At 68.8% G+C, this 24,691-nt stretch carries 29 protein-coding genes; 20 read left to right on the plus strand and 9 right to left on the minus strand.

Translation table 11 applies throughout. From position 1 onward, the window contains the following. The first annotated feature begins 42 nt into the window (after positions 1-42). The 6 genes from HPF_RS06260 (at position 43) to soxB (ending at position 4,657) form a co-directional block, all read left to right on the plus strand. A complete protein-coding gene (locus tag HPF_RS06260) occupies positions 43-375 on the plus strand; it encodes a c-type cytochrome (RefSeq protein WP_066150846.1) in 333 nt (110 codons plus the stop codon). A 32-nt stretch (positions 376-407) separates the two neighbouring features. Beyond that, positions 408-863 carry a thiosulfate oxidation carrier protein SoxY gene (gene soxY, locus HPF_RS06265; RefSeq protein ID WP_066149394.1) on the plus strand — a complete coding sequence of 152 codons (456 nt, stop codon included), beginning with the start codon at positions 408-410 and terminating at the stop codon, positions 861-863. 56 nt (positions 864-919) lie between these two features. Then, on the plus strand, positions 920-1,231 hold the full coding sequence (gene soxZ, locus HPF_RS06270; protein WP_079367098.1) for a thiosulfate oxidation carrier complex protein SoxZ: 312 nt from the start codon (positions 920-922) through the stop codon (positions 1,229-1,231). Between the two features lie 125 nt (positions 1,232-1,356). Further along, a complete protein-coding gene (gene soxA / locus HPF_RS06275) occupies positions 1,357-2,172 on the plus strand; it encodes a sulfur oxidation c-type cytochrome SoxA (RefSeq protein WP_133156074.1) in 816 nt (271 codons plus the stop codon). A 17-nt stretch (positions 2,173-2,189) separates the two neighbouring features. Next, the gene (gene soxX / locus HPF_RS06280; protein WP_066149399.1) at positions 2,190-2,840 is read left to right on the plus strand and encodes a sulfur oxidation c-type cytochrome SoxX; all 651 of its coding nucleotides are present in this window, start codon (positions 2,190-2,192) and stop codon (positions 2,838-2,840) included. A gap of 92 nt (positions 2,841-2,932) precedes the next feature. Then, positions 2,933-4,657, plus strand: a complete 1,725-nt coding sequence (gene soxB / locus HPF_RS06285; protein ID WP_133156075.1) for a thiosulfohydrolase SoxB — start codon at positions 2,933-2,935, stop codon at positions 4,655-4,657. Positions 4,658-4,660: 3 nt separating this feature from the next. Here soxB and HPF_RS06290 read toward each other — a convergent pair whose 3' ends face one another. Beyond that, a complete protein-coding gene (locus tag HPF_RS06290; protein WP_133156076.1) occupies positions 4,661-5,983 on the minus strand; it encodes an MFS transporter in 1,323 nt (440 codons plus the stop codon). Between the two features lie 175 nt (positions 5,984-6,158). Here HPF_RS06290 and cyoA point away from each other — a divergent pair, with 175 nt between their 5' ends. From cyoA to HPF_RS06325, 7 genes are read left to right on the plus strand one after another with little or no spacing between them, the layout of a single operon-like run. Next, entirely contained in the window at positions 6,159-7,175 is a 1,017-nt protein-coding gene (gene cyoA, locus HPF_RS06295) for a ubiquinol oxidase subunit II (RefSeq protein WP_133156077.1), read from the plus strand. A 33-nt stretch (positions 7,176-7,208) separates the two neighbouring features. Continuing rightward, the gene (gene cyoB, locus HPF_RS06300) at positions 7,209-9,215 is read left to right on the plus strand and encodes a cytochrome o ubiquinol oxidase subunit I (RefSeq protein WP_133156078.1); all 2,007 of its coding nucleotides are present in this window, start codon (positions 7,209-7,211) and stop codon (positions 9,213-9,215) included. Beyond that, positions 9,208-9,825 (plus strand): cytochrome o ubiquinol oxidase subunit III, encoded by a 618-nt coding sequence (cyoC, locus tag HPF_RS06305; protein ID WP_133156079.1) that lies wholly within the window; start codon positions 9,208-9,210, stop codon positions 9,823-9,825. Before cyoB ends, cyoC begins: the two co-directional genes overlap by 8 nt. Next, a complete protein-coding gene (gene cyoD / locus HPF_RS06310; protein WP_133156080.1) occupies positions 9,825-10,253 on the plus strand; it encodes a cytochrome o ubiquinol oxidase subunit IV in 429 nt (142 codons plus the stop codon). The genes cyoC and cyoD overlap by 1 nt, the downstream gene beginning before the upstream one ends. Next, on the plus strand, positions 10,250-11,005 hold the full coding sequence (locus HPF_RS06315; RefSeq protein ID WP_133156081.1) for an SURF1 family protein: 756 nt from the start codon (positions 10,250-10,252) through the stop codon (positions 11,003-11,005). The genes cyoD and HPF_RS06315 overlap by 4 nt, the downstream gene beginning before the upstream one ends. A gap of 26 nt (positions 11,006-11,031) precedes the next feature. Beyond that, positions 11,032-12,351, plus strand: a complete 1,320-nt coding sequence (locus HPF_RS06320) for an ATP-binding protein (protein WP_243721689.1) — start codon at positions 11,032-11,034, stop codon at positions 12,349-12,351. After that, on the plus strand, positions 12,341-12,895 hold the full coding sequence (locus HPF_RS06325; RefSeq protein WP_133156083.1) for a response regulator transcription factor: 555 nt from the start codon (positions 12,341-12,343) through the stop codon (positions 12,893-12,895). Before HPF_RS06320 ends, HPF_RS06325 begins: the two co-directional genes overlap by 11 nt. Before the next feature lie 32 nt (positions 12,896-12,927). Here HPF_RS06325 and HPF_RS06330 read toward each other — a convergent pair whose 3' ends face one another. Further along, the gene (locus tag HPF_RS06330; protein WP_133156084.1) at positions 12,928-13,527 is read right to left on the minus strand and encodes a hypothetical protein; all 600 of its coding nucleotides are present in this window, start codon (positions 13,525-13,527) and stop codon (positions 12,928-12,930) included. An 83-nt stretch (positions 13,528-13,610) separates the two neighbouring features. Between HPF_RS06330 and HPF_RS06335 the strand changes: the two genes are divergently transcribed. Continuing rightward, positions 13,611-14,174, plus strand: coding sequence for a DUF2975 domain-containing protein (locus tag HPF_RS06335; protein WP_133156085.1), 564 nt, complete (start codon positions 13,611-13,613; stop codon positions 14,172-14,174). Further along, complete coding sequence (locus tag HPF_RS06340) at positions 14,174-14,398, plus strand: helix-turn-helix domain-containing protein (RefSeq protein WP_133156086.1); 225 nt, start codon at positions 14,174-14,176, stop codon at positions 14,396-14,398. The genes HPF_RS06335 and HPF_RS06340 overlap by 1 nt, the downstream gene beginning before the upstream one ends. Positions 14,399-14,404: 6 nt before the next feature. On the opposite strand, the gene HPF_RS06345 is transcribed toward HPF_RS06340, so the two are convergent. Next, positions 14,405-14,944 (minus strand): outer membrane beta-barrel protein, encoded by a 540-nt coding sequence (locus tag HPF_RS06345; protein ID WP_133156087.1) that lies wholly within the window; start codon positions 14,942-14,944, stop codon positions 14,405-14,407. A gap of 91 nt (positions 14,945-15,035) precedes the next feature. On the opposite strand from HPF_RS06345, the gene HPF_RS06350 reads away from it, so the two are divergent. From HPF_RS06350 to HPF_RS06360, 3 genes are all read left to right on the plus strand, one after another. Further along, entirely contained in the window at positions 15,036-16,349 is a 1,314-nt protein-coding gene (locus HPF_RS06350; RefSeq protein ID WP_133156088.1) for a leucine-rich repeat-containing protein kinase family protein, read from the plus strand. After that, positions 16,337-16,936 carry an NnrU family protein gene (locus HPF_RS06355; RefSeq protein WP_066149447.1) on the plus strand — a complete coding sequence of 200 codons (600 nt, stop codon included), beginning with the start codon at positions 16,337-16,339 and terminating at the stop codon, positions 16,934-16,936. The genes HPF_RS06350 and HPF_RS06355 overlap by 13 nt, the downstream gene beginning before the upstream one ends. 94 nt (positions 16,937-17,030) lie before the next feature. After that, positions 17,031-18,110: a PQQ-dependent sugar dehydrogenase gene (locus tag HPF_RS06360; RefSeq protein ID WP_133156089.1), complete on the plus strand. Its 1,080-nt coding sequence runs from the start codon at positions 17,031-17,033 to the stop codon at positions 18,108-18,110. Between the two features lie 43 nt (positions 18,111-18,153). Here HPF_RS06360 and HPF_RS06365 read toward each other — a convergent pair whose 3' ends face one another. Beyond that, complete coding sequence (locus tag HPF_RS06365) at positions 18,154-18,816, minus strand: class I SAM-dependent methyltransferase (protein WP_133156090.1); 663 nt, start codon at positions 18,814-18,816, stop codon at positions 18,154-18,156. An 88-nt stretch (positions 18,817-18,904) separates the two neighbouring features. Between HPF_RS06365 and HPF_RS06370 the strand changes: the two genes are divergently transcribed. Then, positions 18,905-19,336, plus strand: coding sequence for an Rrf2 family transcriptional regulator (locus tag HPF_RS06370; protein ID WP_133156091.1), 432 nt, complete (start codon positions 18,905-18,907; stop codon positions 19,334-19,336). A gap of 13 nt (positions 19,337-19,349) precedes the next feature. Here the strand turns inward: HPF_RS06370 and HPF_RS06375 are convergent, their stop codons facing one another. After that, positions 19,350-19,988, minus strand: coding sequence for a TetR/AcrR family transcriptional regulator (locus HPF_RS06375; RefSeq protein ID WP_066149458.1), 639 nt, complete (start codon positions 19,986-19,988; stop codon positions 19,350-19,352). 71 nt (positions 19,989-20,059) lie between these two features. On the opposite strand from HPF_RS06375, the gene HPF_RS06380 reads away from it, so the two are divergent. Then, positions 20,060-20,779: an SDR family oxidoreductase gene (locus HPF_RS06380; protein WP_133156092.1), complete on the plus strand. Its 720-nt coding sequence runs from the start codon at positions 20,060-20,062 to the stop codon at positions 20,777-20,779. Positions 20,780-20,840: 61 nt separating this feature from the next. On the opposite strand, the gene egtB is transcribed toward HPF_RS06380, so the two are convergent. The 4 genes from egtB to HPF_RS06400 are packed head-to-tail and all read right to left on the minus strand — an operon-like array spanning position 20,841 to position 24,684. Next, positions 20,841-22,175 (minus strand): ergothioneine biosynthesis protein EgtB, encoded by a 1,335-nt coding sequence (gene egtB / locus HPF_RS06385; RefSeq protein ID WP_133156093.1) that lies wholly within the window; start codon positions 22,173-22,175, stop codon positions 20,841-20,843. Positions 22,176-22,179: 4 nt separating this feature from the next. Then, on the minus strand, positions 22,180-23,007 hold the full coding sequence (gene phnE, locus HPF_RS06390; RefSeq protein ID WP_133156094.1) for a phosphonate ABC transporter, permease protein PhnE: 828 nt from the start codon (positions 23,005-23,007) through the stop codon (positions 22,180-22,182). Continuing rightward, entirely contained in the window at positions 23,004-23,846 is an 843-nt protein-coding gene (locus tag HPF_RS06395) for a PhnE/PtxC family ABC transporter permease (RefSeq protein WP_133156095.1), read from the minus strand. Before HPF_RS06395 ends, phnE begins: the two co-directional genes overlap by 4 nt. A 4-nt stretch (positions 23,847-23,850) precedes the next feature. After that, positions 23,851-24,684: a phosphonate ABC transporter ATP-binding protein gene (locus HPF_RS06400; protein WP_133156096.1), complete on the minus strand. Its 834-nt coding sequence runs from the start codon at positions 24,682-24,684 to the stop codon at positions 23,851-23,853. Positions 24,685-24,691: the final 7 nt, after the last annotated feature.

Here is a 24,691-nt window from a genome sequence, read left to right on the forward strand (position 1 = left end):
AACCCCATTCTTCCCATCACAAGGAGCCACTACCCTATGACCATGCACCTTTCCCGAATCGTCGTGTCGGCGGCCGCGCTGCTGTCGTGTGCCGGCGCCTTTGCGGTCGACGCCGCCGCCGCCAAGGCCCTGGCCACCAAGAGCGCCTGCCTGGCCTGCCACGCGGTCGACAAGAAGCTGGTGGGCCCTGCCTACAAGGAAGTGGCCGCCAAGCACAAGGGCCAGGCCGACGCCGTGGCCGTGGTGGCCGCGCGCATCAAGTCCGGCGGTTCGGGTCTGTACGGCGCGGTGCCCATGCCGCCCCAGCCCGCCCTGAAGGACGACGAGCTGAAACTGCTTGCCGAGTGGGTGCTGGCCGGCGCTCCCGACAAATAATCTCCCATCCCTCTTTTCACCAGGAGTTCAAGATGAACCAATCCCGTCGCACCGCCCTCAAGTCCACCGGCGCGTTCGCCACGCTGGTCTCGCTGGGCATCGTCACCCAGAGCCAGGCCCAGGCCGCCGTCGACCAGGCCAGCTTCCAGGTCAAGACGCTGGAAGACGCACTCAAGGCCATCGGTGGCACGCCCGCCACCAGCGACCAGGTGTCGGTGGTGTCGCCCGACATCGCCGAGAACGGCGCCGTGGTGCCCGTGGGCGCCACCAGCAAGCTGCCCAACACCACCGAGATGTACCTGATCGTCGAGAAGAACCCGACCCCGCTGTCGTGCGGCTTCATGATCCCGGCCGGCACCGCCGCCGACGTGCAGACCCGCCTGAAGATGGGCCAGAGCACCAACGTGATCGCCGTGGTCAAGGCCGACGGCAAGCTCTTCTCGGCCACCAAGGAAACCAAGGTGACCCTGGGTGGCTGCGGCGGCTGACCCGCCCCGAACCTCCCGAACCTTCCCCCATTTCATTGAATTGACAGGAGTCCATCATGGCTGATCCGATGCGCATCCGTGCCGCCCTCGCCGGCGACGAAACCACCGTTCGCGTGCTGATGTCCCACCCCATGGAACCCGGTACCCGCAAAGACGCGGCCGGCGCCCTCATTCCCGCCCACTTCATCAAGGACCTGGAAGCCACCCACAACGGCAAGACCGTGCTCAAGGCCATGTTCAGCGGCTCGGTGTCGCAGAACCCCTTCCTGTCCTTCAAGTTCAAGGGCGCGGCCAAGGGCGACAAGGTCGTGGTGAAGTGGGTCGACAACAAGGGCGATTCGCGCACCGACGAAGCGGCGATCGCCTGACACCCCGCCGCGCTTCGCGCGACCCCCTCCAGGGGGCGTCACCTGCGGCCCGGCGGAGCCGGTTCCGCGGTGACCGCTGGCAGCACGCCGCTGCCACTGCCTTCCACAACAACAGGAGATGACCCATGAAATTCGACGCTCGCCACGCTGCCCTTCTGATGGGTGGCGTTTTCGCGCTGGGTGCGGTGCATGCCCAGGGCAACGCCGCGCTGGACGGCATCAACAAATACCGCGAGATGCTGCAGGACGGCAACCCGGCCGAACTTTTCGAGATGAAGGGTGAGGAACTGTGGAAGCAGAAGCGCGGGCCGAAGAACGCCTCGCTGGAGCAGTGCGACCTGGGCAAGGGCCCCGGTGTGCTCAAGGGCGCCTTCACCGAGCTGCCGCGCTACTTCAAGGACACCGGCAAGGTCATGGACCTGGAGACGCGTCTGATCCACTGCATGGTCACGCTGCAGGGCCTCAACGAGGCCGAGCTGTACAAGGCCGCGCCTTCGATCGGAAAAGGCGAGGGCGCCAACCTGGTGGCCATCACCACCTATGTGGCGACCCAGTCCAAAGGTGAGCGGTTCAACCTGTCGCAAACGCATGCCCAGGAAAAGACCATGTACGAGGTGGGCAAGCGCCTGTTCTTCCAGCGCGGCGGCCCGCACGACTTTGCCTGCTCGTCCTGCCACGGCGTCGACGGTGGCCGCATCCGCCTGCAGGAGCTGCCCAACCTGACCAAGAACCCGGGCGACGGTGTGGGGGTGGCCGCCTGGCCGGCCTACCGCGTGTCGAACTCGCAGATGTGGACCATGCAGAAGCGCCTGAACGACTGCTACCGCCAGCAGCGCTTCCCCGAGCCCAAGTTCGGCAGCGACGCCACCATCGCGCTGCAGGTGTACATGGGTGTGAACGCCAAGGGCGCCGAGTCCATCGTGCCGGCCATCAAGCGCTGATCCGCAGGAGACGACCCATGAAAAAGACCTTTGCCATCGCCCTGTTCCCCCTGACCGTCCTGGCGCTGGGCGCCTGTTCCACCGGCGGTGCCGGTGCCGACTACGACCAGGTGCACGCCAGTGTCGTGAAAGCCTCGTTCCAGCCCAACGGCATCGCCACGCTGGACTACCTCAAGCAGGACGAAGCCAACCGCCTGTGCAGCGCCGCCGACGTGGCTGGCAAGCCGCTGGACGAGAAGACCGCCAAGGCCATCGAGGCCGACGCGCTCAAGACCATCAAGATGCCCAGCGACGGCAAGTTCATCGGTGACTGGAAGGAGGGCGAGAAGATCGCCCAGAGCGGCCGCGGCCTGACCTGGACCGACAAGGCCACCGACGTCAACGGCGGCAACTGCTACAACTGCCACCAGATGGACAAGAAGGAAATCTCCTTCGGCAACCTCGGCCCCAGCCTCTACAACTACGGCAAGCTGCGGGGCGTGAGCGATCCGGATGCGCCGGCCTCCAAGGCCATCGTGGAATACACCTGGGGCAAGCTGTGGAACTCGCGCGCCTACAACGCGTGTTCGCAGATGCCGCGCGCCGGCCACAAGGGCATCCTGAGCGAGAAGAACCTCAAGGACGTGATGGCCCTGCTGCTGGACCCCAAGTCGCCGGTCAACCAGTGACCGGCCGGGCCCGCGCCGGTGCAAGCCGGCGCGGGCCCTCCGGCCAAAAAAATTTGACTCAAATATCAGTGTGCAATTGAGAAGGAATGTTTATGAGCTTCAGCCGTCGTGAATTCATGCAGGTGCTGGCCGTCGCCAGTGCGGGCGGCATGGCCCTGAACCACAAGGACGTGCTGGCCGCCAAGCCTGGCGCGGGACAGGCGCTGTACGACCTGCCGAAGTTCGGCAACGTCAGCTTCCTGCACTTCACCGACTGCCATGCGCAGCTCACGCCCATCCACTTCCGCGAGCCCAACGTGAACCTGGGCGTGGCCGACGCCGTGGGCCGGCCGCCGCACATCGTGGGCGAGGCGCTGCTCAAGCACTTCAAGATCCGCCCCGGCACCGCCGAGGCGCACGCCTTCACCTACCTCAACTTCGAGAAGGCCGCGAAGACCTACGGCAAGGTCGGCGGTTTCGCGCACCTGGCCACCCTGGTCAAGATGCTCAAGGCCAGCCGCCCGCATGCCATGCTGCTCGATGGCGGCGACACCTGGCAGGGCAGTGCCACCGCGCTGTGGACCAACGGCCAGGACATGGTCGACGCCTGCAAGCTGCTGGGCGTGAACGCCATGTGCCCGCACTGGGAGTTCACCCTGGGCGAGCAGCGCGTCAAGGAGATCATCGAGAAGGACTTCGCCGGCCAGCTGGACTTCCTGGCGCAGAACGTCAAGACCAACGACTTCGGCGACCCGGTGTTCAAGCCCTACGTCATCAAGGAAATGAACGGCGTGCCCGTCGCCGTGATCGGCCAGGCCTTCCCCTACACCCCGATCGCCAACCCGCGCTACATGGTGCCCAACTGGGAGTTCGGCATCCAGGACGAGAACATGCAGAAGATGGTCGACGAGGTGCGCGCCAAGGGGGCGCAGGCCGTGGTCGTCATCTCGCACAACGGCATGGACGTGGACATCAAGATGGCCTCGCGCGTGACCGGCATCGACGCCATCCTGGGCGGCCACACGCACGACGGCATGCCCGCGCCGCTGGTGGTCAAGAACGCCAAGGGCCAGACCCTGGTGACCAACGCCGGCTCCAACAGCAAGTTCCTGGGCGTGCTGGACTTCGATGTGCGCGGTGGCAAGGTGCAGGACTTCCGCTACAAGCTGCTGCCCGTGTTCGCCAACCTGCTGCCGGCCGACAAGGAGATGCAGGCCTACATCGACAAGGTGCGCGCGCCCTACAAGGCCAAACTCGACGAGACGCTGGCCGTGTCCGAAGGCCTGCTGTACCGCCGTGGCAACTTCAACGGTTCGTGGGACCAGCTCATCGTGGACGCGCTGATGGAAGTCAAGGGCGCCGACATGGCGTTTTCGCCGGGCTTCCGCTGGGGCACGACCATCCTGCCGGGGCAGGCCATCACGCGCGAACTGATGATGGACCAGGTGGCCATCACCTACCCGACCAGCACGCTGACCGAAATGAGCGGCGAGACCATCAAGACCGTGCTGGAAGACGTCTGCGACAACCTGTTCAACCCCGACCCCTACTACCAGCAGGGTGGTGACATGGTGCGCGTGGGCGGGCTGGCCTACACCTGCGACCCGAATGCGGGTTCGGGCAAACGCATCAGCAACATGATGCTCAATGGCAAGGCGATCGAAGCCAGCAAGACCTACAAGGTGGCGGGCTGGGCGCCGGTGGCCGAAGGCGCCAAGGGCGAGCCGATCTGGGATGTAATGGAGGCCTACTTCAAAAACCACAAGACCATCGCGCCGCGCAAGATCAACACGCCCAAGCTGGTGGGCATGCAGGGCAACCCCGGCATGGTGGTCTGAGGTTCAGTCGCGCGATTCCAGCGCGCGGTTCAGGCGCAGCGCGCCAAGCGTGCAGGCTGCGCCCGAGAGCAGGTACAGGCTGACGAAGGCGAGTCCGAAGTGGGCCGACAGGCCCAGCGCCACCAGCGGTGCGAAGGCGGCGCCGAACAGCCAGGCCAGGTCGGACGTGAGCGCCGCACCGGTGTAGCGGAAGCGCGGCGCGAAGTTGGCCGTGACCGTGCCCGAGGCCTGGCCGTAGGACAGGCCCAGCAGGACGAAGCCGATCAGGATGAACAGGTCCTGGCCCACTTCGCCCCCGTTGAGCAACATGGGCGCGAAGCCGCTGAACACGCCGATCAGCACGGCCAGGCTGCCCAGGGTCGTGCGGCGGCCGTAGCGGTCGGCCAGCCAGCCCGAGGCGACGATGGCCCCGGCGCACAGGAAGGCGCCCGCGATCTGCACCACCAGGAAGCCGGTCACCGGCTGCTGGGCGTAGATGTGGATCCACGACAGCGGGAACACCGTGACGATGTGGAACAGCGCGTAGCTGGCCAGCGCGGCAAACGCGCCGATGAACACGTTGTGACCCTGCGAGCCCAGCAGTTCACGGGTGGACACGGGTTCGAACTCCTGCCGGTCCAGCAGGCCTTCTTCCTCGTGGGCGCTCACCAGCTGCAGGCGGGCGAACAGCGCCACCACGTTGATGGCGAAGGCCACAAAGAAGGGGTAGCGCCAGCCCCAGCTGAGGAAGTCCTCCTGCGACAGGCTGCTGGTCAGGTAGGCGAACAGGCCGGCGGCCAGCACGAAGCCCAGCGGCGCACCGAGCTGGCCGAGCATGGCGTACCAGCCGCGCCGGCCAGCGGGTGCGTTCAGCGCCAGCAGCGAGGGCAGGCCGTCCCATGAGCCGCCCAGCGCCAGGCCCTGGCCCAGACGCAGCACGGTCAGCAGCACGATGGCGGCGGCGCCCAGGCTGGCGTGGCCCGGCAGGAAGGCCATGCCGGCGGTGCAGGTGCCCAGCACGAAGAGGGCGAGGGTGAGCTTGGTGGCGCGGCCCCAGCGGCGCTGCACCGCCATCGACAGCACCGTGCCGATGGGGCGGGTGACGAAGGCCAGCGCGAAGATGCCGAAGGCGAACAGGGTGCCGTCCAGCCGGCTCAGGTGCGGGAAGAACACCGCCGGGAACACCAGCACCGAGGCGATGCCGAAGACGAAAAAGTCGAAGTATTCCGAGGTCCGTCCGATCACCACGCCGACGGCGATGTCGCCCGGGCTGGTGTGTTCGTGGGTCGGGGCGGCGGCGGGCTGGCGGGGCGCGGCGCCGGGCTTTTCAAGGGTGTGGCTGGGCATGTGGGGATTCCGGAGAGCCGATTTTGTGCGACCCCTATATCGTGACTCGAAGTCCGGCGCATTGACATAGGACAAAACGTCCAATCGAAAACGCTGCGGAAAGCCGATACATTCCCGCCGATTCCGCAACTGGGGTTTTCCCGGTTCGGCTTGTCGAGAAACCCTCCTGCTCCGCATGCGCCCCACCACACCCCTCCGTCTCGCCGCCTTACCCCTGCTCGCCAGCCTGCTGACGGGCTGCAGCAAGCTGGTCGTGCTCAACCCCGCCGGCGACGTGGCCGCCCAGCAGGGCGACCTGGTCGTGATCGCCACCGTGCTGATGCTGCTGATCATCGTGCCGGTGATCGCGCTGACCCTGTGGTTCGCCTGGCGCTACCGCCAGGGCAGCCGGCACGCCGAGACCGACTACGCGCCCGACTGGCACCACTCGACCAAGCTGGAACTGGTGATCTGGGCCGCGCCGCTGGTGATCATCATCGCGCTGGGGGCCATCACCTGGATCACCACCCACAAGCTCGACCCCTACCGCCCGCTCGACCGCATCTCCGAGCAGAAGGCCCTGCCCGAGAACGTGAAGCCGCTGGAGGTGCAGGTGGTGTCGCTGGACTGGAAGTGGCTGTTCGTTCTGCCCGAGCAGGGCATCGCCACCGTCAACGAGCTGGCCGCGCCGGTGGACCGCCCGATCCGCTTCACGCTGACCTCCAGCACCACCATGAACGCGTTCTACGTGCCCGACCTGGCCGGCATGATCTACACCATGCCCGGCATGCAGACCGAGCTGAACGCGGTGATCAACCAGCCCGGCGTGTTCCGCGGCATGTCTTCGCACTACAGCGGCGCCGGCTTCTCGGGCATGAACTTCCGCTTCCACGGCCTGAGCGAACAGGACTTCGAGCAGTGGGTGGCCAGGGCCAAGGCCGAGGGCCAGCCGCTGACCCGCCAGGCCTACCTGGCGCTCGCCAAGCCCAGCGAGCGCCACCCGGTGGAGCGCTTCTCGTCGGTCGAAGCCGGCCTGTTCGACCGCGTGGTGGGCCTCTGCGTGGAAGAGGGCAAGACCTGCATGCACCAGGTGATGGCGCTCGACGCCTCGCGCAACCGCGCCCACCGCAGCGCCCGCGCCCTCGAAGCCGCCGCCGCGCAGGAGATCTGCTCTGCCGACGACACGCTGCCCACGTTCACCGCCCGCCCCTGAGCACCCACCGAACCGTTCACCCAAGACACCGCCATGTCCGCTGATCCTTCTTCCGTTACCAACCACTGGCTGCTGGGGCGCCTGACCTGGGACTCGATCCCGATGACGCACGAGCCCATCCTGCTGTGGACCTTCGTGGCCGTGGTGCTGGGTGGCCTGGGCGTGCTCGCCCTGCTGACGAAATTCCGCCTGTGGGGCCCGCTGTGGCGCGACTGGTTCTGCAGCATCGACCACAAGAAGATCGGCATCATGTACATGATCCTGGGCCTGGTGATGCTGCTGCGCGGCTTCGCCGACGCGATCATGATGCGCCTGCACCAGGCCATGGCCTTTGGCGACAACCTGGGCTACCTGCCTCCGCACCACTACGACCAGATCTTCACCGCCCACGGCGTGATCATGATCTTCTTCGTGGCCATGCCCCTGGTCACCGGGCTGATGAACTACCTGGTGCCGCTGCAGATCGGCGCGCGCGACGTCGCGTTCCCGTTCCTCAACAACTTCAGCTTCTGGATGACCACCGCCGGCGCGGTGCTGGTGATGGTCTCGCTGTTCCTGGGCGAGTTCTCCACCTCGGGCTGGCTGGCGCTGTCCAACCTCGGCGCGCAGAACCCCGGCGTGGGGCTGGACTACTACATCTGGTCGCTGCAGATCGCCGGGGTGGGCACCACGCTCTCGGGCATCAACCTGCTGGTGACCATCGTGAAGATGCGCGCACCGGGCATGGGCCTGATGCGCATGCCGGTCTTCACCTGGACCGCGCTGTGCACCAACGCGCTGATCGTCGCGTCCTTCCCCATCCTCACCGCCGCGCTGGTGCTGATGAGCCTGGACCGCTACGTCGGCACCAACTTCTTCACCAACGAGCTGGGTGGCAACCCCATGCTCTACGTGAACCTGATCTGGATCTGGGGCCACCCCGAGGTCTACATCCTGATCCTGCCGGTGTTCGGCGTCTTCTCCGAGGTGGTCGCCACCTTCAGCGGCAAGCGCCTGTTCGGCTACACGTCGATGGTCTACGCCACGGTCTGCATCACCATCCTGTCCTACCTGGTGTGGCTGCACCACTTCTTCACCATGGGCTCGGGCGCCAGCGTGAACTCGTTCTTCGGGATCACCACCATGATCATCTCGATCCCCACGGGCGCGAAGATCTTCAACTGGCTGTTCACCATGTACCGCGGCCGCATCCGCTTCGAGGTGCCGATGCTGTGGACCGTGGGCTTCATGGTGACCTTCGTCGTCGGCGGCATGACCGGCGTGCTGCTGGCCGTGCCCTCGGCCGACTTCGTGCTGCACAACTCGCTGTTCCTGATCGCGCACTTCCACAACGTGATCATCGGCGGCGTGGTGTTCGGCCTGTTCGCCGGCATGGTGTACTGGTTCCCCAAGGCCTTCGGCTTCCGGCTCGACGACTTCTGGGGCCGCGTGTCCTTCTGGTTCTGGCTGGCCGGCTACTGGTTCGCCTTCACGCCGCTGTACGTGCTGGGCCTGATGGGCGTGACGCGCCGCGTCAGCCACTTCGAGGACCCGTCGCTGCAGATCTGGTTCCAGATCGCCCTGTTCGGCGCCGTGCTGGTGGCCATCGGCATCGCCAGCTTCCTGGTCTGCATCGCCGTCAGCTTCTTCCGGCGCGAGCAGCTGCGCGACCACACCGGCGACCCGTGGAATGGCCGCACGCTGGAGTGGGCCACCTCGTCGCCCCCGCCCCAGTACAACTTCGCCTTTACCCCGGTGGTGCACGACATCGACGCCTGGGCCGACATGAAGAAGCACGGCTACCAGCGCCCGCTGTCCGGCTTCAAGGCCATCCACATGCCGCTGAACACCGGTGCCGGTGTGGTGCTGTCGGCGCTCTCGCTGGTCTGGGGTTTCTCGCTGATCTGGCACATGTGGCCGCTGGCCATCGCCTCGTTCGCGGCCATCGTGCTCGCGGCCATCGTGCACACCTTCAACTACCAGCGCGACTACCACATCCCCGCGTCCGAAGTGACCGCCACCGAACACGCACGCACCCAACTGCTGGCCCGCCATGTCTGACATCGCCCTCACCCCCGGCGCCACGCGCGCCTACCACCTCGACCGCGAGCCGCACCCCGAGAACGGCACCGCGCTGGGCTTCTGGCTCTACCTGATGAGCGACTGCCTCATCTTCGCGGCGCTGTTCGCGACCTACGGCGTGCTCGGCCGCAGCTATGCGGGCGGCCCCGGTGGCGCCGAGCTGTTCGACCTCAAGCTGGTGGCCATCAACACCGCCTTCCTGCTGCTCTCGTCCATCACCTTCGGCTTCGCCATGCTGCAAAAGCAGCAGGGCAAGGTCGGCGGCACGCTGGGCTGGCTGGCTGTCACCGGCGTGTTCGGCCTGTGCTTCCTGGGCGTGGAGCTGTACGAGTTCGCGCACCTGATCCACGAAGGCGCCACGCCGCAGAGCAGCGCCGCCATGTCGGCCTTCTTCACCCTGGTCGGTACCCACGGCCTGCACGTCACCTTCGGCTCGATCTGGCTGGTGGTGCTGATGATCCAGATTGCCCAGCGCGGCCTGACGCGCGAGAACAAGCGCCGCCTGATGTGCCTCTCGATGTTCTGGCACTTTCTGGACGTGGTCTGGATCGGCGTCTTCACCTTTGTCTACCTGATGGGAGTGCTGTGATGAGCGCGCACGACACTGCAATCCACCACGGCGGTCATCACGGCGATCACGGTGACGGCCACCACGACGACGGCCCGCACAGCAGCTTCTCCGGCTACATGGTCGGTTTCGTGCTGTCGATCGTCCTCACCGCCATTCCGTTCTGGCTGGTCATGGCCGGCGTCATCACCCACCGGCCCACGGCTGTGCTGGTGCTCGGCGCCTTCGCCGTGGCCCAGATCCTGGTGCACATGGTGTGTTTCCTGCACATGAACGGCAAGGTCGAAGGCGGCTGGACCCTGCTGTCCACCATCTTCACCGTGGTCTTCGTGGCCATCGCCATCGCCGGCACGCTCTGGGTCATGTTCCACATGAACGAGAACATGATGCCGGCGCACGGCGGCCACGCCGCCCACCCGCCCGCCGCGGCGCCGCACGGCACCCCATGACACCGCGACGCGCCCTGCTGGCCGGAGCGGGCGCGCTGCTGTGCGGGCTGTTCCTGGCGCTGGGCGCCTGGCAGGTCCAGCGCCTGGCCTGGAAGAACGATCTCGTGGCCCGCGTGGCCGCTCGCGCACACGCCGAGCCGGCGGCCGCACCCGGCGCCGACACCTGGCCGGCGCTGCAGGCCGACCCTACCGCCGAGGAGTACCGGCGCGTGCGCCTCAGCGGCGAGTTCCTGCATGACGCCGAACAGCTGGTGCAGGCCGTCACCGAGCGCGGCGCAGGCTTCTGGGTGATGGCGCCGCTGCGCACGGCCGACGGCTCCCTGGTCTGGGTCAACCGCGGCTTCGTGCCCTCGGCTTCCCGGTGGCAGGCCACGTGCGAGGCCGCCCGCTGCACCGGCCCGGCGACCGTCACCGGCCTGCTCCGGCGCTCCGAACCCGGTGGCGGCTTCCTGCGCCGCAACGACCCCGCCGCTGGGCGCTGGTTCTCGCGCGACGTGCCAGCGCTGTCGGCGGCCGCGGGGTTGCCGCCCGCCGCGGTGGCGCCGTTCTTTGTCGACGCCGGTGCCGACACGCCCTGCGCCACGCCCGACGGGCCCGTGGGTGGGCTCACCGTGCTGCGCTTCTCCAACAACCACCTCGTCTACGCGCTGACCTGGTTCGCACTGGCCGCGATGACCGTGGCCGCCACGGTCTTTGTGCTGCGGGACGGTGCGCGGCGGCGGCTTCCCGGACAATCCGGAGCCTCCTCCTGATGTGTCTGGTCGGCACCGCAAGCCCCATGGTGAATGTCGCTTCCCCGTCGCACGCCGCCGTCGGTCCGGACCAGGCGGCGGGCCTGAAGAACCTGCAGCAGCTGATCCAGCTGCGCTGGATGGCGCTGTTCGGCCAGATCGCGACGGTGGCGGTGGTGGCCCACGGCATGGACATCCCGATCCCCGAGCACATCATGTACGCGGTGCTGGCGGGTCTCGGTGCGTTCAACCTGCTCTCGCTGCTGCGCTGCCGCACCCCGCTGCCCGTGACCGCCACCGAGCTGCTGCTCACCCTGCTGGTGGATGTGGGGGCGCTCACCGCCTTGCTCTACCTCAGCGGCGGCACCACCAATCCCTTCGTGTTCCTGTTCCTGCTGCAGGTCATCCTGGGCGCGGTGCTGCTGCCGGTCTGGGCCACCTGGGTCATGGTGGCCGTGACCACGCTGTGCTTCGCGGGGCTGGCCCTGTGGGCGCGGCCGTTGCCCCTGCCACTGGACCACGACCAGGGTCTGGCCAGTCCCTACACCCAGGGCATGCTGATCTGCTTCGTGCTCAACGCCGTGCTGCTGGTGGTCTTCATCTCGCGCATCGTGGGCAACCTGCGCGAGCGCGACACCCGCCTGGCCCTGCTGCGCCAGCGCGCGGCCGAGGAGGAGCACGTGGTGCGCATGGGCCTGCTGGCCTCGGGCGCGGCGCACGAGCTGGGCACGCCGCTGTCCACCCTGGCGGTGATCCTGGGCGACTGGCAGCACCTGCCGCACTTCAGCTCCGAGCCCGAGCTGGCGGACGACGTGGCGGAGATGCAGGCCCAGGTGGCGCGCTGCAAGGCCATCGTCAGCGGCATCCTGCTCTCGGCCGGCGAGGCGCGCGGCGAATCCTCCAGCGAGACCACGGTCTGCGCCTTCCTCGACAGCGTGGTCCAGGCCTGGTGCGAGCGGCGCAACTGCAGCGGCTTCCACTACCACAACGCCTTCGGCGACGACCTGCCCATGGTGGCCGACTCGGCCATCCAGCAGATGATCGGCAACGTGCTGGACAACGCGGCCGATGCCTCGCCCCAGGCGGTGTGGTTCGAGGCCCGCCGCGAGGACGACGCGCTGGTGCTCACCGTCTGGGACCAGGGCCCGGGCTTTGCGCCCCAGCTGCTGCCGCAGATCGGCAAGCCGTACCAGAGCACCAAAGGCCATCCCGGCGGTGGGCTGGGCCTGTTTCTGGTATTCAACGTGGCACGCACGCTGGGCGGCAACGTGGTGGTGGGCAACCTGCCCGAGGGCGGGGCGCAGGTCCGCATCACGCTGCCGCTGGCCGCCATCACCCTGGCCGAGGACGCGCCCCATGGCATCTGACGACACCGCTTCTGCACAACGCCTGCTCATCGTCGAGGACGACGCGGCCTTCGCGCGCACCCTCGCGCGCTCCTTCGAGCGCCGCGGCTACGAGGTGCGCGTGGCCGCCAGCCTCGACCAGCTCAGCACGGTGCTGGCCGGCGGCTACGCGCCGACGCGTGCGGTGGTGGATCTCAAGCTCCAGGGCGAGGCCTCGGGCCTGGCCTGCGTGCGCGCGCTGGTGGCGCACGACGCGGGCATGCTCATCGTGGTGCTGACCGGCTTCGCCAGCATCGCCACCGCGGTGGAGGCCATCAAGCTCGGCGCCTGCCACTACCTGGCCAAGCCTTCCAACACCGACGACATCGAGGCCGCGTTCGGCCGCTCCGAAGGCACGACCGAGGTCGCTCTGACCAGCCGGCCCAGCTCGATCAAGACCCTGGAATGGGAGCGCATCCACCAGGTGCTGGCCGAAACCGGATTCAACATTTCCGAGACTGCCCGCCGCCTGGGCATGCACCGCCGCACGCTGGCGCGCAAGCTCGACAAGCAGCAGGTGAAGTGAGGGGCGGGTGCCGCCTCTCGGCACCGGGTTCTTCAGCGCTTCGCCTCGGCCAGCTTCCGGATCTCTTCGGGGGTGCCGTTCCAGACCTCGAAGAAGCCCTCGCTCTGCTTCACCTGCATCCAGGTCGACCACTTGGTGCGCGCCAGCGCCGGGTCGGTGACGGCCAGGTCCTTCTGCTCCACGCCCAGGGCCAGCGTGCCGCCGCGCTGGTAGCCCGGCTGCGCCTGGGCCTGCTTCACCGTCGCCTGCACCTTCTTCAGTTCGGCCTGCGTGGCCGGCGGCAGGCTGTAGACCAGCCAGCGGCGGCCCGGGCCGGGCGCGTCCAGGCCCAGCGTGGCGCTGGTGGCGGTGGTGAGGGCCAGGGGCAGTTTCCTGTCCACCGGTGCAAACGCCCCTTCGACCTTGGGCTTGAGTTGGATGTGCAGCAGCGGCACCGCACCGGGCGGCGGCACCACGCGCGCGTCCACCTGCAGCGCCACCATGAACTGCGCCGGGTCGGCCTCCAGCAGCTGCCCGGACAGCTGGGCCAGCCGGGGCAGGGAGGTGAGCGGAATGCCGCCGCAGGCCGCCAGCGCGGCGGCGGAGGCGAGCAGCAGGCTGCGGCGCAGCAGAAGGGGAGCAGGGTGTGACATGGGCTTGACTTTCATTGTCGATCAGTAAAAAATTATCATAAAACAAAAAAATAAGGTCAAATCCTTCCGAACGAAAGTGACCCATGAACACGGCTGAATCCCATCCCGTTCCCACGTCCTCGCAGCGCGTGCGCCGCATCAGCCGCTGGATGGTGGCCGCCTGCTGGGCGCTGCTGGTCACCCTGCCGCTGGCCCTGGTGGTCTACTGGGCCACCGCCAGCGAGGCCATGCTGGCCGGCCACGCCAACCTGCCTGCGCAGGCCATTGCCGCGCCGCTGGCGCTGTGGCAGCGCATCGCGGGGGCCGCGGTCATGGCGCTGCCGCTGGGCCTGCTGCTGGCGGGGGTGTGGCAGGCGCGGCGCTGCTTCGGCATGTTTGCGCAGGGCCAGGTGTTCACGCTGCAGGCCACCGCGCTGCTCGGCCGCTTTGCGGGCTGGGTGGCCTGGGCGGCGCTGGCGTCCATGCTGGCGGGCAGCGCCACCTCGGTGCTGCTGACCCTGAACAACCCGCCCGGCCAGCGCCACCTCTCGGTGGGCATCGGCTCGGACCTGGTGTTCACGCTGTTCTTCGCCGGCCTGGTGTGGCTGATGGCCGCGGTGATCGCCCAAGGGCAGACGCTGGCCGAAGAGAACGAGGGTTTCGTCTGATGCCCATCACCGTGCAGTTGGACGTGATGCTGGCGCGGCGCAAGGTCAAGTCGCGCGACCTGGCCGAATTCGTCGGCATCACCGAGGCCAACATGTCCCTGCTCAAGCAGGGCAAGGTCAAGGGCGTGCGCTTCGAGACGCTGGAGAAGATCTGCGAATACCTGCAGTGCCAGCCGGGCGATCTGCTGGTGTACGCACCCGACGGCGAGACGCCGCCGGGCTGAGGGCCGTCAGAAGCGCAGGCCCAGGCTCAGCGAGTAGCCGTTGACGCTGGCGCCGCCGCTGTCGAGGTAGTTCATGTAGTCCACGCTCAGAGACAGGTTGCTGGTGGGCATCAGGCGCAGGCCGCCGCCGTAGGACAGCTTCTTGTCTTCGCCCGAACCCAGGCCCTGGAAGCTGAGCTTGGTGCGCGCCATGCCGACGCGGCCGAACAGCTCCACCGGGCCGAGGCCGATCTTGGGCGCCACGTACAGGCCGTAGAGCTGGTCGATCTTGCCGCTGTAGCGGGTGCCGGTGTTGCTGTTGGTGTAGGCGCTGCTGCCCGAATTGACGGCGCCGATGGCTTCGAGCGCCAGGCCGTCGGTGAGCTGCAGGCCCACCAGGCCCCGGATCATGGCCGGGTTGGAACTGGCGCGCAGGCCGATGACCGGCACCGACAGCTTCATGGACAGGGCGGAATAGCCCAGCTCGCCGTACACGCTCTGGGCCATGGCCGCAGGGGTGGTGGATGCCGCCAGCAGGGCAACCAGTGCCAAAGGTTTGAGTGTCATGTCCGCTCCGCTGATGAATGAATGGTTGTGAATTTCATTCTAGGAGCTTGGTTCCGTTTGTCGAGGGTGCGGATTCCATAATCCGTGCCTAATGCACACCCTCGAACAACTGCGGCGCGGCGACCTGGCCGGCGCACCCCGCCTCGACCTCTCCTGCGGCCTGACCGAACTGCCCGCCGAGGTGCTCGGCCTGGCCGATTCGCTGGAGGTGCTCAACCTCAGCGGCAACCGCCTGACCACACTGCCCACGTGGTTGCCGCGGCTGCAGCGGCTCAAGGTGATCTTCGCGTCGGACAACCCCTTCACCACGCTGCCCGAGGTGCTGGGCGACTGCCCGGCGCTGGAGATGGTGGGCTTCAAGGCCTGCCGCATCAACCGGGTGCCCGCCGCCGCGCTGCCGCGGGCCTTGCGCTGGCTGATCCTCACCGACAACGCCATCGAGAGCCTGCCCGATGCGGTGGGCGAGCGGTCGCGCCTGCAGAAGCTCATGCTCGCCGGCAACCGGCTGCAGGCTCTGCCAGAGGGGCTGGCCGGGGCGCAGCGGCTGGAGCTGCTGCGGATCTCGGCCAACCGTTTTGAACGCCTGCCCGACTGGCTGCTGCGCCTGCCGCGCCTGTCGTGGCTGGCGCTGGCCGGCAACCCGCTGGGCTGGGCGGTGCCGCCGCTGGAGCTTCCGGTGGTGGACTGGGGCGACATCCGGCCGGGCGAGGCCCTGGGCGAAGGCGCCTCGGGCCGGGCCCTGCGCGCCAGGGTGGCCGGGCGGCCTGACGAACTGGCCCTCAAGCTGTTCAAGGGCGCCGTCACCAGCGACGGCCTGCCCGAGCACGAAATGGCCGCCGGTGGTGCCGCGGGCGCGCACCCCGCGCTGTGCACCCCGGTGGCCCGGCTGCAGGGCCACCCCGACGGCGCGCAGGGCATGCTGCTGCCGCTGATCCCGCCCGGGCACGTGCTGCTGGCGGGCCCGCCCAGCCTGGCCAGCTGCACGCGCGACGTCTACCCCGACGGCTGGCGCCTGGCCGCCGGGCCGGCGCTGCGCCTGCTGCGCGGCATGGCCGACGCGGTGGCCCACCTGCACGGACACGGCGTGGTGCACGGCGACCTCTATGCCCACAACATCCTGTGGAACCCGGCCACCGGCGACGCCCTGCTCAGCGACTTCGGCGCCGCCGCCCTGCTGCCGGCTGACCAGCCGGCGCTGGCCCGCGCGCTGCAGGCGCTGGAGGTGCGGGCCTTCGGTTGCCTGCTGGAGGAACTGGGAGATCGTCTCGATGTCCTACCCGGAGACGGGCTGCGTGCCATGATGGCCGGCCTGGCCGCGTCCTGCCTGGACACCGACCCCGGCGCCCGACCCTCGATGGCCGAGGTGTCCCGCCAACTCTTCAAGGAGGTTTCATGCTCGTGCTGATCCTGGGTTTGCTGCTGTTTCTCGGCGTGCATTCGGTGGCCATCATGGCGCCCGCCGGGCGCGACCGGCTGGTGGCGCAGATGGGCGAGGGCGCCTGGAAGGGCCTGTACTCGCTGGTCTCGGCCGTGGGGCTGGGGCTGATCGTCTGGGGCTACGGCCTGGCGCGCGAGAACCCGGTGCTGGTCTACAGCCTGCCGGGTGGCATGCGCCACCTGGCCGCGCTGGTGCTGCTGCCGGTGTTCGTGCTGCTGCTGGCGGCCTACCTGCCCGGGCGCATCCAGCGCGCCACCAAACACCCCATGCTGCTGGCCGTCAAGCTCTGGGCGCTGGGCCACCTGCTGGCGCAGTCGGTCACCGGCGGCAGCCTGGCAGACATCCTACTGTTCGGCGGCTTCCTGCTCTGGGCCGCGGCCGACCGCGTCTCGCTCAAGCGCCGCGCCCAGGCCGGCACCTTGCGGACGGTGCCGGTGCTGCCCGCCAGCGGTGCCAACGACCTGATCGCGGTGGTGGGCGGGCTGGCGCTTTATGGACTGACGGTGATGTGGGCGCACGCCGCCCTGTTTGGCGTTCGCCCCTTCGGAGGATGACGAGATGACCCCCCTGCGCCGCTTCGCGTCTTCCCCCCTGGAAGGGGGGACAGCACCTGTGGCCCGGCTGAGCCGGTTCCACGGTGCTTGCTGGATGGGAACCTTGCTGTTCGCTTCGGTTCCTGTGTTTGCCGCCTCGCCCTCGGTCGAGGTGGTGGCCAACGGCCTGCAGAACCCCTGGGGCCTGGCCTTCATCGGCGACGGCCGCATGCTGGTCACCGAGCGCCCGGGCCGCATGCGCATCGTCGAGCCCGACGGCCACATCGGAGCGCCGCTGGCCGGTGTGCCCAAGGTCGACGCGGGCGGCCAGGGCGGCCTGCTGGACGTGGTCACCGACAGCCAGTTCGAGCGCAACCGCACGGTCTACTTCTGCTTCTCCGAACCCGGTGCCGGTGGCAACTCCACCGCGCTGGCCTCGGCCCGGCTGTCGGACGACGCCACGAAGCTGGAGGACGTGAAGGTGGTCTTCAGCCAGAAGCCGAAGTTCGCCGCCCGGGTGCATTTCGGCTGCCGCATCGCCGAGGCCAAAGACCACACCCTGTTCCTCACGCTGGGCGACCGCTTCCAGCGCATGGACGACGCGCAGACCCTGGACAACCACCACGGCAAGGTGGTGCGCCTGCGCAAGGACGGCAGCGCGCCGCCCGACAACCCGTTCACCACCAAACCCGGCGCGCTGCCCGAGATCTGGAGCTACGGCCACCGCAACCTGCAGGGCGCGGCCATCGGGCCGGACGGCCGGCTGTGGACCAGCGAACACGGCCCGCAGGGCGGCGACGAGATCAACCGCCCCGAGGCCGGCAAGAACTATGGCTGGCCCGTCATCACCTACGGCGAAAACTACGGCGGCGGCGCCATCGGCGATGGCCTCAGCAGCAAGGACGGCATGGAACAGCCGCTGCACTACTGGGTGCCCTCGATCGCGCCGTCCGGCATGGCCTGGGTCACCAGCGAGCGCTACGGCAAGGACTGGAAAGGCAGCATGCTGGTGGGTTCGCTCAAGTTCCGCTATCTGGTGCGGCTGAAGTTCAACGGCACCAAGCTGGTGAAGGAAGAGAAGCTGCTGCCCGACCTCAACCAGCGGGTGCGCGACGTGCGCCAGGGGCCGGACGGCCTCGTCTACCTGCTCACCGACCACGTCCGGGGCCAGCTGCTGCGCCTGCAGCCGCAGTGAGGGCGCTCGACGGGGCGCGCCACCGGTGCCGGTGCTCAGCGCCCTACGCGTACCCCACCCAGCCCCGGAAGCTCAGCCCCGCATAGAACAGCGCGACCCGCTGGAACCCGGCCTCCTGAAGGAGCGCCTCGTCCTCTTCCGGCGAGAGGATCGCCAGTTGCGATTGCATTGCCTGCAGGGAGGTCTCTGCGCTGGCGGCCGGCGTTCCGGCGAAGGCCAGGTGCCGCGACAGCCAGAGGGAGCGCTCGGGCTCGGCGGACGGGATGCTGATGTGCACCACGACGAAGGGGGCTCCGGCCTTGAGGCGCTGGCGGACCGCGCGCAGCGTCGCCAGCTTCTGCGCATGCGGAATGAAGTGGAAGACGAGCAGCGATGTCGCGCCGTCGAACGGCCCGGGCGGGGCCGCATTGATGCGGCCCTCGTGGAGTACTACCCGTCCCTGGTGCGGTCGAAGGGTCTGCTCGGCGAGCGCCAGCATGTCCCTCGATGGGTCCACGCCGTCGAAGCGCCAGGCGGGCTGTTCGCGGGCGAGTGCGCCGATTTCCATGCCACCGCCGGCTCCGAGCACGAGGATGCGTGCGTCCGGGGGCGCCTGCTCGGCGAGCAACAGCCCCACCATGCGGTGCAGGCTGGCAAAGCCCGGCACCTGCTTGGGTGGCCCGTCCAGGTAAGGGTGGCTTGCGGTTGATGTTGCGGTGGTGGTCATGCGGTGCTGACTTTCTTCATGAATCATCAAAAGACACTTGATCGTACATGATCAAATATCAGTTGATGTTTCATGATGGGAAGAACGGATGAACAAGGACACACGCCTCTCCGACGTGCTGCATGTGCTGCTGCACCTGGGGCACGCGAAGGAGCCCATCACCTCCGAGGTGCTGGCCAAGAGCATGGGGACCAACCCCGCCGTGTTCCGGCGGACCATGGCGGGTCTGCGGGCGGCGGGCCATGTCAGCGCCGAGAAGGGCCACGGCGGGGGGTGGCTGCTGGCCAGACCCCTGAACGAGATCTCCCTGCTCGACGTCTACGTCGCCCTGGGCCGGCCCACTCTGTTTGCCTTCGGCAACCGGGAGCGCGACCCGGCCTGCCAGGTGCAGGCGCGCGTCAACGCGGTGCTGGCGGACAGCATGGCGCAGGCCGAAGCGCTGTTTGTTCAGCGCTTTGCGGAGGTCTCTCTGGCCGAGCTCGCACCGAAGGCACTGTCGAAGGCCGCCAAGCCCTGCTGACCGGCGGGTGGCCTCATGCGGAGGGTCGCGCCACGCTCTCCAGATAGGCGCGACACATCACCACCAGCTGGCGGCGCAGCTTGCGCGCCTCGGTGGGCCGCAGGTGGCGCTCGAAGGCGTTTCGCACCGCGCCGAACACGACGGTGACCAGCGTCAGGTTCACGTTCCTGAGGTCGGTGAATGTTGCATCGCTCGCGCTGGCGAGCATCGCCGAGGTGGCCGCGTTCGCCCGGCTGGCGAAGGCATCGATCATCGCCTGGTTGTCCAGCTCGGCGACGGAGCGGTAGAGCGCCCGGGTCACGTCCGCGCGCTCCATCTTCGCGCGCCAGTAAGTGTCGATCAGCGCCTCCACCATCTCGCCGATGGGACGGCCCCGACAGGCCTGACAAGTGGCCTCGATCCTCGCGGCCAGGGCTTCCAGATAGCGCTCGTTGAGCGCATAGACCAGCGCCTCCTTGTGCGGGAAGTACTGGTACATCGTGCCGACAGACACACCCGCCCGCTCGGCCACCTTGGTGGTGGTCAGGCGGTGCATGCCGTCCGCCACCAAAAGCTGAATGGTGGCCTCAAAAATCGCTTCCAGCGTGAACGCCGACCGGGCCTGGCGCGGCGTCCTTCTTGGGTTCAGTGAGCGTGAAGCGGTGGAGGCCAAAAGCGAATCCTCAAACTGAATGATTGTTCATATAGTGCCGGCGTTGCATTTTCTCTGAAAGGACTTTCTGCATGACCACCCAACGCATCGCACTCGTCACCGGCGCGAACAAGGGCATCGGATTTGAAATCGCCCGGCAACTGGCTCAGGCCGGCGTCCACGTCCTCATCGGCGCCAGGGACGACGACCGCGGTCGCGCAGCCGTCGCAGATCTGGCCCGTCAGGGACTGGCCGCCCAGGCCCTGAGGCTGGATGTCACCGACGGAGCGAGCATCGGCGCCGCCGCGTTGCAGATCCGGCATGAGCACGGCAGGCTGGACATCCTGGTCAACAACGCCGGCATCTTCGACCCGACCGATGGCCCGCCCGGCAAGGCCTCGATGGACGCCGTGCGCCGGGTGTTCGATACCAACTTCTTCGGTGCCCTGGCGGTGACTCAGGCGATGCTGCCGCTGCTGCGGGACGCCCCGGCGGCGCGTGTTGTGAACCTGTCGAGTTCGCTCGGCTCGCTCACGCTCAACGGCGACCCGTCGTCGACCTACTACGCGGCGCAATACATCGGCTACAACGCCTCCAAGGCGGCGCTGAACATGCTGACCGTGCAGCTCCGGGAGGCGTTGCGCAGCACGCCCATCGTCGTCAACTCGGTCAGCCCGGGTTTCGTCAAGACCGATCTGACCGGCTACGGCACCATGACCCCGGCCGAAGGCGCGAGGCTGCCGGTGCAGTACGCCCTGGCGGGTGAAGAGAACGGGGTGTTCGTCGAGCCGGGGGGTACCACGCCTTGGTAAGGCCCGACCAGGTCCGCCCGCAGCCCCGTGCTGCGCGCGGCACCGGCTCCGGTGCGGTGGCTCAGAGGTCCTGCGCCAGGCGCAGGCCGCTGAACTGCCAGCGCGCCTCGGTCGGGAAGAAGTTGCGGTAGCTGGCGCGGATGTGGTCGCGCGGTGTGGCGCACGACCCGCCGCGCAGCACCATCTGGTTGACCATGAACTTGCCGTTGTATTCGCCCACCGCGCCGGCCCAGGGCCGGTAGCCGGGGTAGGGCAGGTAGGCGCTGGCGGTCCATTCCCACACGTCGCCGCCCATCTGCTGCAGACCCGGTTCGTTGTCCGCGCCGTGCGCGAGCGGCATGGGGTGCAGGGCACCGCTGTCCTGGAAGTTGCCACCGTCGGCCCAGTGCCCACCCAGGCTGCAGGCCGCGTGTTCCCACTCGGCCTCGGTGGGCAGCCGGACCGGTGCGCCCTGCTGCGCGGCACACCAGCGCGCGTAGGCGTCGGCCTCGAACCAGCTGATGTGGACCACGGGCGCGTGCGGGTCGATGGGCACGCGGCCGTGCAGGGTGAAGGCGGTCCAGCCGTCTTGTGGCGCGGGATCGCTGCCCGCTTCCTCGTTCTTGTGCCAGTACAGCGGCGCCGCGATGCGCTGGGCGCGCAGCCAGTCCCAGCCGGCGGCCATCCACCAGCGCGGGTCGCTGTAGCCGCCGTCGTCCATGAAGGCCCGCCACTCGCCCTGCGTCACCAGCCGGTCCGCCAGTGCAAACGGGCGCAGCAGCACGGCGTGGCGCGGGCTTTCGTTGTCGAAGGCGAAGCCCTCGCCACCGTGACCGATCTCGCCGACGCCGCCCTCGAACGCGCACCAGCGCAGGGGCTGCGGCACCGCCGGGGCCGGCAACCGAGGCGGGTGGTAGACCGGGTCGGTCGGGTTGCACGAGAGCAGGTGCTTGATATCGGTGAGCAGCAGCTCCTGGTGCTGCTGCTCGTGCTGCAGGCCCAGCTCGACCAGCGTGACCATCTCGGGCGCCAGGCCCTGCGCGAACAGCCGGGCGATGCGAGCGTCGACCTGTGCGCGGTAGGCACGCACCTCGGCCATGCCCGGCCGCGTGATGAGGCCACGCTGGGGCCGCGGGTGCTGGTCGCCCACGCCCTGGTAGTAGCTGTTGAACAGCACGCGGTAGGCCGGGTCGAAGGGCTGGAAGCCGGGCTCGGCGCGTTCGAGGATGAAGGTCTCGAAGAACCAGGTGGTGTGCGCCAGATGCCACTTGGTGGGGCTGGCGTCGGGCATGGACTGCACCTGGCAGTCGGCCTCGGACAGTGGCGCGGCCAGCGCCAGGGACTGGTCGCGCACGGCGTGGAAGCGGCGCTGCAGCGCCGACAGCGGGGTGGGGGCCGACGGTGCGTGTGCGCTCATGGGTTCACCGCGTCATCCAGCGCCGCGCGCCCAGGCTGGCGGCGTCGACGATGGCCACCAGCAGCAGCATCGCGCCCAGCACGGTGGCGGTCTTGGGCATGTGGAACAGTCCCATGTGGAAGGCCAGCAGCTGGCCCAGGCCGCCCGCGCCGACCACGCCCAGCACGGCCGCGGCGCGGATGTTGTTCTCCCAGCGGTAGAGCGTGTAGCTCATCAGCTGCGGCAGCACCTGCGGCAGCGTGGCGTAGAGGAACACGCGGCCGTGGCCCACGCCCTGCGCGCGCAGCGCCTCGGCCGGGCCGGGCGGCGCGTTCTCCACCGCCTCGGCGAACAGGCGGCCGAGCACACCGGAAGTGTGCAGCGCCAGCGCCAGCGTGCCGGCCAGCGGGCCGAGGCCGGCCGAGATCAGCAGCAGCGCGGCCCAGACCAGCTCGGGCACGCTGCGCAGCGCGTTGAGCAGCAGGCGTGTGGGGGCGCGGGTCCGCGCCGCGTCGCCCGCGTGCAGCCGCGCGGCCGGCAGGGCCAGCGCGAGCCCGGCGATGGCGGCCAGCAGCGTGCCCACGGCCGACATGGCCAGCGTTTCCCAGGCAGCCACGGCGACCTTGTGCAGGAAGGCCGGCGAGGTGTCGGGCGGAAAGAACTCGCCCACGAAGCGGCCCATGCTGGCCGCCGCCTCGGCCGAGAAAAACTGCGCCCACTGCAGGTCCAGCGACCAGAAGCTGGCGACCACCAGCATCAGCAGGCCGACAGTGAACCAGCAGGCCTTGCAGCGCGCGTCGAAGATCGGCGGCGGCAGCCGGTAGACCTCGTTGGCGGCGCGGGGCTGCTTCATCCGAGCACCTTTCTGAGCCACGCACTGACCCGGTCGGCGAGCGCGACCAGGGCCATGAACACCAGCAGCATGGTCGCGACCTCGCCGCCGTTGAACATCTTCATCGAGTTGTCCATCTGCTGGCCCAGGCCACCCGCACCGACGAAGCCCAGGATGACCGAGGAACGGATGGCGCACTCCCAGCGGTAGACGGTGTAGCTGGTGAGTTCGGCCGCGCTGGCGGGCAGCAGTCCGTAGAAGAAGGCCTGCAGGCGGCCCGCGCCGTTGCGCAGCAGGGCCTCGGTGGCGTGGGTCTCGCCGCTTTCCAGGATTTCGCCGTAGACCTTGCCCAGCATGCCGCCGTAGGTGAGCGCAATCGCCAGCACGCCGGCCGTGGGGCCCAGGCCGACGACGCGCACGAACACCAGCGCCCAGACCAGTTCCGGGATGCTGCGCAGCACGATCAGCAGCCAGCGCGCGAGCTGGCGCAGCCAGAACGGCCCGCGCGCCATGCGGCCCGACAGCGCCGAGACCGACAGCACCCGTGTCGACAGCAGCGCCAGCGGCACCGCGATCAGCAGCGCCAGGGCCACGCCCGCGGTGGCCATGGCCACGGTGCGCCAGGTCTCCTTCAGCACCATGGTGAGGAACTCGGCCGAGTGCGCGGGCGGGAAGAAGCTGGCGATGAACTGTCCGCTGACCTTGAGGCTCTGTTTCTCGAACATCACCCAGGGCCGGAACTCGGTGGCGACCAGCAGCGGCCAGAGGAGCACGAGGCAGGCGCCGGCCCAGAACAGGCGCGGCAGCCAGGCCGGGTCGCGCGTGGGCGCGGTGTGCGCGGGCAGGGCGGCGGTGGTCATGGTGTCAGCGGCAGTGCATCACCACGGGTTGCGGCGCCACAGACGCCACGTCTTCCAGCGAAGGCGCCGGGCCGGTCAGCTCGTGCTCGTGCTGCGCGTACAGCGCGGCCAGGCGCTCGCGGCCCACCTGCGCGGCCGGCAGGTCGAAGGCGATGGCGCCGTCGCGCAGGCCGACGATGCGCGGGAAATGCGCCAGCGCGACGTCCACCTGGTGCAGCGTGGCGACCAGGGTCGCGCCGCGCTCGCGCGCGGCCGTCAGCAGCGTGTCGATGGCCTGGCTGGCGCGGGTCGGGTCCAGGGCGGACAGCGGCTCGTCGATCAGCCAGAGCGAAGCGGGCGAGAGCAGCGCACGCGCCAGGCCCACGCGCTGGCGCTCGCCGCCCGAGAGTCGGTCGACGCGCTCGAACAGCTTGTCCGCCAGGTCGAAGCGGTCCAGTGCCTCGAACGCGGCGGGAATGTCCGCCGGGTAGAACAGCGAACGCAGGCTCTGCCAGGTGCCCATGGCTGGCAGGCGGCCGGCCAGCACGGCGGTGACCACGCGCTGGCGCGGCGGCAGCGGTGGCACCTGCGGCGCCAGGAACAGGCGCCCGCGCAGGCGCTGCAGCTCGGCGCGCGGCAGCTGCCAGGGCGACTGGCCGTCCAGCTGCAGCCCGCCGGCGCCGGGCGGCAGCGCGCAGGCCAGCAGCTGCAGCAGCGTGGTCTTGCCAGCGCCGCTGGGTCCGATCACCGCCACGTGCTCGCCGGCCGCCACCTGCAGTTCCAGCCCGCGGATGGCCGGGGCCGCACCGGGCCGCGCCGCCGGGTGGCGGGCGCTGGCCGCGTTGAGTTCGATCTTCACGCGATCA

Origin of the sequence: Hydrogenophaga pseudoflava, from assembly GCF_004353865.1 — a bacterium.
Lineage (GTDB): Bacteria > Pseudomonadota > Gammaproteobacteria > Burkholderiales > Burkholderiaceae_C > Hydrogenophaga > Hydrogenophaga pseudoflava.

Bases quoted from the DNA above. Each gene is read 5' to 3' on its own strand.
- HPF_RS06260 (WP_066150846.1), top strand. From the start codon at position 43: ATGCACCTTTCCCGAATCGTCGTGTCGGCGGCCGCGCTGCTGTCGTGT.
- soxY (WP_066149394.1), top strand. From the start codon at position 408: ATGAACCAATCCCGTCGCACCGCCCTCAAGTCCACCGGCGCGTTCGCC.
- soxZ (WP_079367098.1), top strand. From the start codon at position 920: ATGGCTGATCCGATGCGCATCCGTGCCGCCCTCGCCGGCGACGAAACC.
- soxA (WP_133156074.1), top strand. From the start codon at position 1,357: ATGAAATTCGACGCTCGCCACGCTGCCCTTCTGATGGGTGGCGTTTTC.
- soxX (WP_066149399.1), top strand. From the start codon at position 2,190: ATGAAAAAGACCTTTGCCATCGCCCTGTTCCCCCTGACCGTCCTGGCG.
- soxB (WP_133156075.1), top strand. From the start codon at position 2,933: ATGAGCTTCAGCCGTCGTGAATTCATGCAGGTGCTGGCCGTCGCCAGT.
- HPF_RS06290 (WP_133156076.1), bottom strand. From the start codon at position 5,983: ATGCCCAGCCACACCCTTGAAAAGCCCGGCGCCGCGCCCCGCCAGCCC.
- cyoA (WP_133156077.1), top strand. From the start codon at position 6,159: ATGCGCCCCACCACACCCCTCCGTCTCGCCGCCTTACCCCTGCTCGCC.
- cyoB (WP_133156078.1), top strand. From the start codon at position 7,209: ATGTCCGCTGATCCTTCTTCCGTTACCAACCACTGGCTGCTGGGGCGC.
- cyoC (WP_133156079.1), top strand. From the start codon at position 9,208: ATGTCTGACATCGCCCTCACCCCCGGCGCCACGCGCGCCTACCACCTC.
- cyoD (WP_133156080.1), top strand. From the start codon at position 9,825: ATGAGCGCGCACGACACTGCAATCCACCACGGCGGTCATCACGGCGAT.
- HPF_RS06315 (WP_133156081.1), top strand. From the start codon at position 10,250: ATGACACCGCGACGCGCCCTGCTGGCCGGAGCGGGCGCGCTGCTGTGC.
- HPF_RS06320 (WP_243721689.1), top strand. From the start codon at position 11,032: ATGGTGAATGTCGCTTCCCCGTCGCACGCCGCCGTCGGTCCGGACCAG.
- HPF_RS06325 (WP_133156083.1), top strand. From the start codon at position 12,341: ATGGCATCTGACGACACCGCTTCTGCACAACGCCTGCTCATCGTCGAG.
- HPF_RS06330 (WP_133156084.1), bottom strand. From the start codon at position 13,527: ATGTCACACCCTGCTCCCCTTCTGCTGCGCCGCAGCCTGCTGCTCGCC.
- HPF_RS06335 (WP_133156085.1), top strand. From the start codon at position 13,611: ATGAACACGGCTGAATCCCATCCCGTTCCCACGTCCTCGCAGCGCGTG.
- HPF_RS06340 (WP_133156086.1), top strand. From the start codon at position 14,174: ATGCCCATCACCGTGCAGTTGGACGTGATGCTGGCGCGGCGCAAGGTC.
- HPF_RS06345 (WP_133156087.1), bottom strand. From the start codon at position 14,944: ATGACACTCAAACCTTTGGCACTGGTTGCCCTGCTGGCGGCATCCACC.
- HPF_RS06350 (WP_133156088.1), top strand. From the start codon at position 15,036: ATGCACACCCTCGAACAACTGCGGCGCGGCGACCTGGCCGGCGCACCC.
- HPF_RS06355 (WP_066149447.1), top strand. From the start codon at position 16,337: ATGCTCGTGCTGATCCTGGGTTTGCTGCTGTTTCTCGGCGTGCATTCG.
- HPF_RS06360 (WP_133156089.1), top strand. From the start codon at position 17,031: ATGGGAACCTTGCTGTTCGCTTCGGTTCCTGTGTTTGCCGCCTCGCCC.
- HPF_RS06365 (WP_133156090.1), bottom strand. From the start codon at position 18,816: ATGACCACCACCGCAACATCAACCGCAAGCCACCCTTACCTGGACGGG.
- HPF_RS06370 (WP_133156091.1), top strand. From the start codon at position 18,905: ATGAACAAGGACACACGCCTCTCCGACGTGCTGCATGTGCTGCTGCAC.
- HPF_RS06380 (WP_133156092.1), top strand. From the start codon at position 20,060: ATGACCACCCAACGCATCGCACTCGTCACCGGCGCGAACAAGGGCATC.
- egtB (WP_133156093.1), bottom strand. From the start codon at position 22,175: ATGAGCGCACACGCACCGTCGGCCCCCACCCCGCTGTCGGCGCTGCAG.
- phnE (WP_133156094.1), bottom strand. From the start codon at position 23,007: ATGAAGCAGCCCCGCGCCGCCAACGAGGTCTACCGGCTGCCGCCGCCG.
- HPF_RS06395 (WP_133156095.1), bottom strand. From the start codon at position 23,846: ATGACCACCGCCGCCCTGCCCGCGCACACCGCGCCCACGCGCGACCCG.